The sequence below is a fragment of the Enterobacter sp. BWH52 genome, assembly GCF_001037565.1.
GTDB classification, from domain to species: Bacteria; Pseudomonadota; Gammaproteobacteria; order Enterobacterales; family Enterobacteriaceae; genus Enterobacter; species Enterobacter hormaechei_C.
Genome location: NZ_KQ089857.1, coordinates 45,918 through 56,586 on the forward strand (window position 1 = coordinate 45,918; position 10,669 = coordinate 56,586).

Sequence of the window (10,669 nt, forward strand, 5' to 3'; positions counted from 1 at the left end):
GCCTGATTCTCATGGTTTAAAAGGGGATTAGCGTTCTTTCTGAATGGTACGGGTTAGGGTCTGTTCTTCACGCTCCGGCATGCGGCCGCGTTCAGCATTTTCTGCCGCCCTGAGCATGTCGCGTTCAGCGTTTGCCAGATCTGCAATCACCCGCGATGCCCGCGACAGTTCACCGGATGTCTTGTCAGCACCTTCCAGCTCATTTCTGACTTCTGCTGCGGCTTTCATTTCCTGTCCACCGGTGTTTTCCTCACCTCTCGCCCTGGCGATCACATCAGCATCAGGGTTGATTGGTTCCGGTTTACGCGGGTTAATATCTTCCGGTTTCAGTCTGATCACCTCTTCCTGCGGAATTTCCGTCAGCAACGACGCCGGCTGCCTGTTCCGTCCGGCGTCTTCATTGCGAACCTGGTCTGCCAGCATCTGCTCACGCAGCTGCTGTACGTTCTGCTCGTCCGTCAGCGTGGAGACAATACCCGGTGACACATCCTGTTTTGTCCCGCCGCTCACCTTAAGCAGCCATGCAGAAGGCGGCTCATCGCCGGTCTGCCAGACCACGCCGTCCTTCGGGTGATGTCGTACTGCATCGAGTGCGGCCGACAGATCGCTGACCACAATCGTGTTTCCGGACTGACTCCGCTGCAGCACGGCACCACGGGCACGCTCTGTCATAACCATCCGGGTCTCCCCCTGCGTCATCCGGCCTTCCGGGCTGGCAACCAGAGAAACCAGGGCCAGGCCCGCACTCCGGCCATTGTTGTCATACACCGGCAGCGCCAGCGCCGGTTCGGGAAAGCGCCGGGTGGCCGGGATAATTTTTGCCGTCAGTGACGCGTCCTGCATGCCCTGATGGCGCACCCAGGCGCGGCCAATGGCCGTTTTATTCACCGGCTGCCCCATGGCCCAGATGGCTTTCGCCTGTTTTCGCTGCGTTTCGGGTGCCAGCGCATCGTGCGCCGTTTTGATATCCCGCTCCGGCGTTTTTACCGCCTTAACCCAGTCCGCTTTCCCGTCGGTATAAATCTGGACGTGCTCCTTCACGCGCGATGCCGTGATGTAGAAGGCACGACGGGAGGCAAGCGCCTTACGCCCGCCTTCCGTGCCCTCAAGCGCAATGACATAATCGGTACTGGCCCCCTGCGCACCGTAGCCGGTGACGGCCCAGCCGTAGTCGATATGCTGCTGCGCCCGGACGTTCTCCGGATTGATGGTAACGCGACCGTTCTCCCCCTTCAGACGAATATTCCCCGTCTCGCTGACCGACTCCACCGTATAGCGCTGGTTGGCCATCTGCCCCTGTTCGCGATCGGTCGCCGTGAACTTAAGCAGATCGCCGGCGCGGACTTCCATCTCACTGCGTCGAAACAGCTGCACGTCGCCAGTGATCAGCTCCTTCGGGGAATACAGGCCAATTTTCCCCTCCTCATCACGTACCGTCACCGTTCTGCCGTTACGGTCAACGGCCAGCACATCCTGGTAGCGTTCGCCGCGTTTAACCACCATTCCCGGCTGCCAGGCCTCTGTTTTATTGAACTCATGGCGGGTATGGGTGATTTTATCGAGCACGGGCACCCTAATGGCTTTCTCTCCCAGTTCACCCCGCGTAGCCAGCGCGGCATGAATACCGGCATTTATCGCCTTACGGTCGGCGTTCAGCTGCGCAATGATTAGCGTGCGGGACCGTGCCTCCAGTGTGCGGCCTGTCCAGTCGGACACGATGTCTGTAACGGGCGTCTCCGTTTCCTGAATGGCACTCCCGGGGAGCGTGGCCGAAGCGCCTCGCGCCACACGGTCAGCCGGCTGGGTTTCAATACGCTGAAGGGCCGCATCGATCCGGTTATCAATGATGTCGTGAACGGCACCGCGCAGCTGCATGTCCTTCTGGCGGACGATTTGCTTCATGATGGCCACATCCATCGGGCTGCGCTCCTGCATCAGCTTAAAGGGTGCGCCCACGTCGACCGCTTCAAACTGATCGATATCCCCCATCGAGACCGCGCGACCGCCGCCGCTGGCAATGGCCTGGAACAGTGCCGCCGTATCCTGGTTGCCTGCCATTGAGGACTCATCGATAAGAAACACCTGCCCTTTATAGTCAGGCTTCCTGCCTGTGGCCGTGGCCTGATCATGCTCAACGATAAAGGATTTGATGGTCTGCGCCCGAACACCGACGTCGCTCATCTCTTTCACCGCCTGGTGGGTTGGAGCAAGCCCCGTCATAACCGGACGAACGTCCGCCGGTATGGTCTCCAGTGCAGATATCACCGCCTTCAGCTGCGTGGTTTTCCCCACGCCGGCATAGCCCTGAATCCCGATAAACTGATCCGTGGAGCCCAGCACCAGGGTGGTCGCCTTTTTCTGCCCCTCAGTCAGGCCGTTCAGCACGGCCTCGGGTACCTGTTCCAGCAACGGCTGCTGCGTACCTTTCCCTTCATCCACTACGCGCAGAATGGCTTTTTCCATCTCCCAGGTCGCCCGGGAAACCAGCATCGGCTCTCCGCCTGCTGACACGCAGAGCAACTCGCCGTTTTTGACCATCGCCCCGATTTCATTCCCGATGGCCTCAAGGTCGGGATGATATTTCTGCGCTTCTGTCGCAAGCTTAAGTTCGCTGAACACCACGGTGCGCTGGTCATTGATGGCACGCCAGACGGCCAGCCCGGCGTCCGTCCGGACGCTGTCATGCAGTGAATCAACCGCCTGACTGACGTCATCATGGCCACTCAGGTTTCTGACCAGCTGCACGGGAGAGACACTGGTCTTCATACGCTGCATCCGGGCTTCAGCCCGGTCCTGCACTTCGGCGGTGAACACTTCCGCCCGGTGGCCACTCTGTGCCAGTGAGTTCATGGTCCGGGATGAGATGTCGCGGCTGTTCAGCGCGGCCAGCACCACACCGGTGTCGTTATCCCGCCCACCCGGCGCGGTCACGTAAGCATGTGACAGATAGAGCGGCTGGTCTTTTGGCAGCGTCAGGGTGTCTTCCCCCCGTTTAACCTCAATCCCCTTTTCACTTATCCCGGTCACCTCAAGACGGTCTTTTGCCTTCAGGCTGTGCTCACGATCCCCCGCCACGGCCAGCAGTTTTTCGCCGGTGGCCACGCTGAGGGTTTCACGGCTGAAGAGACGCCAGTCAGCGCTGATATCCCCGATTTTCATCCGTGTCAGCACGCCGTCACCGTCGATTAGCGAGAGAACCCGCGTGTCCTCATGCACCCGGTCAATCACATACGATTTACGCTCTTTTGCGTCCGTGCGATCTTCAAGCACCATGCCGGGACGGTATGAACCGGGCATCCGGCGTGTTTTGCTGTCAAGCCAGACCGGCTGCCGGGCCTCTATCTCCACGCCGTCGCGCCCCAGCTGTCCTGCGTTCTGCAACGCCTCACGCACCAGGCCCGTCAGCTGCGCCTGTTCACGCCTGCCGACCACGACGGCGGTGACGTTTTCATGGCCGCCGCTCAGCTCGGCAAACCGGCTGGCCAGCGCCTCGTAACGGTCGCGTTTGTCCGGAATACTGACCACTTCGGCCTCAAGCCCCGGAGACGGCTCCGTGCGGCGGGAGCGGGCCACACCGGCTGACTCCAGGACGGACATGGCGTTACCGTTCGCCTGACGCCCGGCACTGTCGAGAAAGACCAGCTGCGCATCCTGCGCGCGCGCTTCGCCCAGCAGAACCAGCGTCTCCTTTAGCCCCAGACGCTCCGCCCCCTCGATGATCAGCGTGCTCTGAGGTTTCAGGTGGAAATCACCGCTCAGAACATGCTGCCGGCTGATAATCCGCTCCCGCAAATCATCGGATTTTGCCAGCGAAATGGCGCGTTCGGCAGAGCTGGCCAGCACCTGCACGTCACGACCGTTCGCGGTGGAAATACCGGCCAGCTGTGCGGTCAGGTCACGGATGCCCGCCACGCCTGACGGGGCATTCATCAGAGCCAAGGCGTTTTTCTCCACAACTTCCAGCGCCGCCGGCGCGTACTGCGCCGGGCGGGTGAAGCTGACGACCTTTGTGGATTTGAGATGCTCCTGACTCAGTGCCTGGATCGAGAGTTCATCCAGCAGGTGAATACGGGAGGTGAAGACCCCTTTCTCACTGTCCAGCGGCACAATCATGCCGTCCTTCAGCGCCGCATCGATGGCCACACGAATATCCTGAATCTCCGGCAGCCGTTCGCTCAGCTCCGCCGTGGTCAGCATAAGTTCACCAAACGTAAAACGTGTTTTACTGTCGCTTAACTGCGAGATGGCCAGCCGGACTGCCTCAGCCAGTTCCGGGCGGGCCATTTCCGTGTTCGGCTGCGCTGCGGGCAAGCTCCTGGCCAGCGGCGTTTTTCCGGGTCCGGCCTGTGCCGGCTGACGCAGTGAGTCAGCCGGCTGTACTATAGGCTGACGGGACAGGCTCTCCCGTTCTGCGGACTGAGCAGGTGTGTCGTGACTTTTTTCGGCCCTCAACGACGCCTGCGGGGTAACCTGTTCAGGCCCGGTATGAACCGGCGTTGCCTGAAGACCTCGCTCCGGCTGAGGCGGTGTGTCACGAAGACCTGCATCACGCGGCACCACGCTCTCCTGATACGCTTTCAGGTCAAATCCCTTCTCCTTCATTTGTCCCAGCCAGCGCTCCATCAGGCGCATACGAGAAGGGTCAACTTTCGCTCTGCGGGTGTCTTTCGCGGCCACATCCCGGCTGCGCAGCGTGGCTTCAGCCCCCACGGCCCCCTGAATTTCCCGGCCCCGGGAGGAATATTCGTCCCTGACGTCTTCCGGAACGCCCTTGATCTCCCACATGCCATGTTTACCGACTTCTTCAACTTCATGACCGAGCGCTTCAACCCGTTCACGCAGGGCGCTGCGGTAAATTTTACCGAGCGTGACCTGGTGCTTCATGACGGTCTCAATAAACCCGGCATTATGAATGTAATCAGTGGCCAGGGCTTTCCATTTGCCCGCATACTCCGTCATGTTGGCGATGAGCAGGTGGGTGTGCAGCTGCGGATCAAGGTTGCGGGATGTGTCATGCGTATAGGCGGCGGCCACCATCCTGCCGGTGTGCACGATGGACGTGACGCCGTCTTTCGTGTCGCGCGCAGAAATAAGCTTCTCCACATAGCCGGCTGCCACACGGACGGCATGGTTGTGCGCTTCCACCATTTCTTTATCGTTGCCGATCAGGGCCAGTATCGAGACACTTTTGGGGGCAGAAAAGGTCAGGTCATGGCCGGGACGGTGAATGTGCTTACCGTTAACCTCCTTGCCAAGCCGTGAGCCGTCCGGCAGACGGCCCTCAAGCACGGCCGTCAGGTCATCGCCACGGACATTGCCCTCAAGGCCCAGCGCTTTTGCACCTTCTCCCATCCACAGACTCTGAAGACTGCCCAGAAAATAGTAGTTATCGGAATTACTGTAGTAGCCTGCTGCCTCGCCGGCTGACGCTACGGGTGCGACTGACATCATATATCATGTTCTCTGTCGTAATAATGCTGATCGTTTTCGTCGTAACCCGGGTCGTCCGCGTCACGGTGAAGTAAAATGTTCTCTTCTTCCTGCGCCAGCTGCCGGTTCGCCCGGTACGCTTCTTCCGTTTTTACCGGCGCGACCGGCTTACCCGCTGTCGTCACGCTCAGGCCGCCGTCAGGCAGTTCTGTTACCTTCATTTCGAGATTCATGGACTCACCACCACCGTTATCTTCCGTCTGCTGCTCGCTTTCCGAAGCGGCCGGTCGCTGGCGTGCCCTGTGCAGCATGCTCAGGGGCGAGGCAACGGGCTGTTCTGGTAAGTTGTGACGATTGCGCAGAGCTTTGATGGCCTCGGGTACTGCTGGAGCTGAGCCGGTGGCAGACTCATGAGCGACCACCTGTGTGGAGGGGTGTGGCCTTTCGGATACGTCATCTGTTTTCTGCACCGGCGCGGAAGGTCGGATCGAAACGACGTTATCTTTTTTCTCTTCAGTGACGGGGGGTTTCACCGTGCTGTGCTTTTCAGGGGCGGGTTCAGTATCCGGCACCTTAGACTGGGTGGGGACGGGAGCCACGGCCGGCCGTACAGCAGGTACAACCAACCCGGTACTGACAGGGGACTTTCCTTCCACCGGCTTGTCCTGACGCGGTACAGCGATTTGCGTCGCAGCCGTGGTGCCGGCAGACGCTGCTGATGCGGCGGCGCCAGTCACAAATATGGACTCCCTCCCCTTCTCCAGCGCTTCATCACCGCTCGGGAATGTAAGTCCTGCGGCAGCAGCAGCGCGTTCGTTCTCCTGAATGATTTTTTCCAGCTCCGGGCTGAGCGCATCACGAATGTTGCGTTCTATCAGGCCTGCATGGCGTTTTTTCATGGCGCGGTACTTCAGCTTCAGGCGAACAACCGGGTATTCACCCGGGAGACGCACGTAGAAGTTGAGGTTTGGCAGACGCATGATTTGCTCGTAGTCGACGATGGGATTATTGACCTCATCCTTGCCGAGGGACACACCGTCACGCACCTGGTCCAGACCGTAGCTGTTCTGCTCGCGGATTTTTCGCTTACGCTGGTTGCCCAGCTCTTCTTCCACCACCTTGGCCATCTCAGCACTCGGTGAACGACCGTACATGCGGGTGTTCATCAGGTCGAAGATGCTTTTGGCCAGCTCACGGCCGTAGACGTGAACCAGCTGCGCCATGTTCTGCATGCCCAGCACAAAACATCCCCCGAACTTACGCGCTTCAGCCAGTGTTTCGGCCAGCTCCGGGATTCGCTGAAGGCTCGGGGCTTCGTCGATAATGAACCACACCCGGCGATCACTGTTCTCACCCATGCTCTGGAGCATCAGCGTGGCCAGCGATACCCACAAGGAGATTAACGGCCTCACGCTCTTACGATGACGGGCCTGAGTGGAGATAAACAACCAGCTGTTGTCATAGCGCGCCTGCGTCATCCAATCGCGGATAGTAAAAGGGGGCCGGGTTCCGTCATCCAGTCCCTGTAGATAGCGAAGGGCTTTGGCGTAGTTAGTCACTACCGAGCGAATGGAAATGGCTGTTTTCTCGATCTTCTCTTCAACCAGGTTGGCTGAGGGCGTGTTGGCCAGATAGGTACGCAGATTTTTCATGCTGAGTGAGAGAAGTGTTTTGAGAAACTTCTCAATGCTGCGTTCCGGGTCTACAGACATACGTATGGCCAGGTCAGCGTAGATAGTGCGCGAGCTGGATACCCAGAATGGGTCTGAATCCCCTTCGACCGGGATAAGGCTGGCGGCCAGGTTGTCATAGTCGACTGCATCAACACACTCTCCCCACATCTGCCAGTTGGCACAGCGTTCATCGTGAGCGTTTAGAATGAAATCGGTGTCGGGGTTGTAATGGGTTTCGGTAAAGGTACAGCCGGAGTCGTAAATAATGGCTCTGTCACCGCGCTTACGGATGTGATCCAGAAGCCAGCGTATCAGCGTCGACTTCCCCACCCCGATGGTGCCATGCATCAGGAAGTTCAGCACTTCTGCCATCCTGACCATATGCAGATCACCCACCCGAAGGTCGGACAGTTCACCGTTTTTACGCAGCAGTTTATTGACTTCTGCCGGCTTGTCCGTCAGCTCCATGCCGGAAATGTATTCATCTTCGCTTTCTTTCCGCCCGATATCCGCGATAAACCAGGTCACCGCCAGGAACACCACCAGGCTGAAGATGCCACTGGCACCGGCCGCCCATTGCAATTCACGCAGACACTGATCGCCCATTGCCTGCATGTACGGGTCGGTATAAATCTGTGGTAACGTCATTTTCAGCACCATTGCCGTCGCGGTCGGAGCATACCAGTAGTGAACGTCGTATATCTTTGGCGTCCCCGTTGCCGGCATTAGATCGATAAAACTGCTGTTGATACTGGCGAACCACCACAGGGAGCCGTTATCCAGGGCTTCCTGGGGAATTCGCCAGAGAAAGATGGCGGTAGTCAGCACGGCGAACAGGATGAAGATCCAGAATCCTATCCAGTTGTTCACCTGAATGAACATGCGCCAGCGGTAGGCGGTCATCTGCCCGCCCTGGGTAAGGTTTTTTCCTGCGAAGCTCATAGAGTGTTGTCCGGCCGTTATCGCATCACCTGTCTGGTGATGTGTGTTATCAGGGAAGAAAAGTTAAAAAGGGGTGATGAAAAAATGTGGTATCGCGTGGGGTAAATCGTCGGGTTATTACATCTGACTCAGTTCATACCTGGCCTGCTGACATCCGTCCTCCCAGTCCTGGTTATTAATGTATGCAGCCACAGAACGGACTGACGAGGCCACATCCTTATAAACCGCTGAATGCCACTCCCGGGGTTCCAGATCATAAAGGGTAAATTCATAGCCAGCCCAGAAAGCAACAATGGTCATACCCTGCCCCTCAGGAAGTGAACCAAATACATTCATCCAGGCCCTTGCTGCCATCAGCTCGCTTTCCAGATGGATAAGCGACCAAAATTCAGCTGAGTAATCTGCACGTTCATTTATCTGATGCATCATGATGGACGAACTCCTTTGAAATTAAGGACGCAACGCTCGCCGCAGACAGGGCTGTGCCTGGCGCAGCCATGCGAGGAAGCGTCATTTCAGGGGGCTAACAGAAAGCACCGACGCACTCTGCTCGAAGTGAACTCGGTCTGGTGTCAGTTAGAAAGGAGAGGTACTAATTACCGCACTGAGGTGTGGGATATCTTTTCAGTGCGGTTTGAATGATAACGAGCTGTTAGCTCACTATTGTTGCAGGCGACTCAACCACCAACCGTAAACCCTTTCACCTTCATGCAACTGCGCCATGCTGACCCGGGTTTATCATTATCAAGTGAGGTAGACTCAACATAAGGGAAACCTTTAAGCTGATGTGTCTCCTGTGAGGAATCACCTACTCGCACAATAGTGGCTTCGTCTTTAAGGATTGAAGTTAATTTTGTCGTACCAGTTTTATTTTTGGAAGTGACAATTACTTGATCAGAACACTGACGTGCTGCTGCCATTTCTGGTTCTTCCTGGGATGATTGAGAAGAACAGCCCACGAGAGCAGCCATAATCAATGTCAAACATACAATTCCAACTTTTTTCATATCTATTCCTAACCTTAGGTGTAAGAGCGTTTTTTCAGCTCAATAATTACATGATGCCAGCGATGGATTTCGCCAGCTGTGCTTCCAGGACAGGTTTCGCCTCTTCGAACTTGAGGTTTACCTTGTTGGCATTAGATACCACACGGGTCTGGTATTTGGCGCGGTTGCCCTGCTCTGAGCTGGTCTGAACCTTCACGCCTGAAGTACCCTGTTTCAGGGCAGCAATGTTGTCGGTAGTAACGGTCGCTTTGCTACGCTCGGAGATTTGCAGGTCGGTTACCATCGTATAGTTGACGTCTTCAACCATTGCATCGGCAGCCATACCAATCAGTCCCGTGGCCAGCCCTACACCCAGTGTCGCACCTGCTGAACTGGAGTTGTACGCGGTGATGCCTGCTCCCAGAGCTGCGCCCATGGCTGCTCCTTCATAACCTGTTTTGAGGAAGCCCTGAGCATCACGCAAATCCATTTTTTCGGCTTTCAGCACGTTTGCCTGAATCCAGTAGTAGGCGGTGTCCGGAGAGCTGGAGACGCGGTAGCCTTTCGCGGCCAGTTCATTTGTAATTTGTGCCTGTAGCCCAGACATGTCCTTGTCGGAAGTATTACGGATCTGCAAATAAACAGTCTTCTCGGATGATGGCTCCAGCCAGATGGTCTCACTCATCTGAGTTTTGACATCTAGATTACGCTTCTTCACCGCGGTGGACATGGCACCACAACCTGACAGTGCAAGAGTAGAAGCGATCAGACCTACAACGGCTAATTGTTTTAATTTCATGAATTCTTCCTGTGCATAGAAAAACGTCCCCGTTAGCGTGATATAGCTAACAGAGACGTTATCGGCTGATTTGAAAGGTAATTTAGTTTAAAAAGATGATTTAGCTTTGATTACTACAATAATTAAGGGGGCCATTGCCCCCTTACTTTCAGTATCCCCGGTTAGGGTCATACGTATTTGAAGGTTCGTTGAAGTTTGTTCCCCAACTGTTTCCGTGTATATCCAGGCCAGAGATGCCACCAACCATTGGCATTCCTGACGCAGGGTTCACAGGTATTCCGTTGCTAAACGAATCGTTGAAGGAAGTATTCAAAGGAATATTGGTTATGCCACCATCCTGGATACCTATTTGACTGCCTGAAAAACTGATAATTTTGTTGTCAGTAGTGCTTATGAGCTGAGCTTCATTATCTGTCAACACATGAGCTCTCCCATTCCGGATAACATATACCCGGCCATCATCTTCATCCTTAAGAAGGGTATTATCCTTGTAAGTAATAGGCCGTAAGACTACCCCTACAAAGATGAAAGCTATCAGCGAGTGAACAGCTATGCCTGCTATTAAAGCACTTTCGGTATCATTTCCTACAAATTCCACCAAGAAAGTTAGTAAGACTGCAAGCAGCGTGTTAAACAGGAGAGTCGCTTTTAGATTCATCCCTCTTTTGCTGCTTCGTAACGACCAAAAGCAGAAAATATAGATGGCGCTGGGGATTACTGATAAGAGCATGCTCTTAGCCATAAATGGCACGTCAAAAAGTAATTGCAGGCTTAAAGAATAAGCTGCATAAATGCCGATTGGAATGAAACAACAATAAGCACTTACCTTTTTGGTCATT

At 55.8% G+C, this 10,669-nt stretch carries 6 protein-coding genes; all 6 read right to left on the reverse strand.

The window, feature by feature from the left end:
• Positions 1-27: 27 nt before the first annotated feature.
• Entirely contained in the window at positions 28-5,451 is a 5,424-nt protein-coding gene (gene traI, locus SK47_RS22060) for a conjugative transfer relaxase/helicase TraI (protein ID WP_048245150.1), read from the reverse strand.
• On the reverse strand, positions 5,448-8,045 hold the full coding sequence (traD, locus tag SK47_RS22065) for a type IV conjugative transfer system coupling protein TraD (RefSeq protein WP_048245152.1): 2,598 nt from the start codon (positions 8,043-8,045) through the stop codon (positions 5,448-5,450). The genes traI and traD overlap by 4 nt, the downstream gene beginning before the upstream one ends.
• A 117-nt stretch (positions 8,046-8,162) precedes the next feature.
• The gene (locus SK47_RS22070) at positions 8,163-8,474 is read right to left on the reverse strand and encodes a hypothetical protein (RefSeq protein WP_045898064.1); all 312 of its coding nucleotides are present in this window, start codon (positions 8,472-8,474) and stop codon (positions 8,163-8,165) included.
• A 248-nt stretch (positions 8,475-8,722) separates the two neighbouring features.
• Positions 8,723-9,052, reverse strand: coding sequence for a hypothetical protein (locus SK47_RS24040; RefSeq protein ID WP_126530071.1), 330 nt, complete (start codon positions 9,050-9,052; stop codon positions 8,723-8,725).
• Positions 9,053-9,098: 46 nt separating this feature from the next.
• Positions 9,099-9,830, reverse strand: coding sequence for a conjugal transfer complement resistance protein TraT (traT, locus tag SK47_RS22075; RefSeq protein WP_047353142.1), 732 nt, complete (start codon positions 9,828-9,830; stop codon positions 9,099-9,101).
• Positions 9,831-9,978: 148 nt separating this feature from the next.
• Complete coding sequence (locus SK47_RS22080) at positions 9,979-10,668, reverse strand: M48 family metalloprotease (RefSeq protein ID WP_047716256.1); 690 nt, start codon at positions 10,666-10,668, stop codon at positions 9,979-9,981.
• Between the last annotated feature and the right edge of the window lies 1 nt (position 10,669).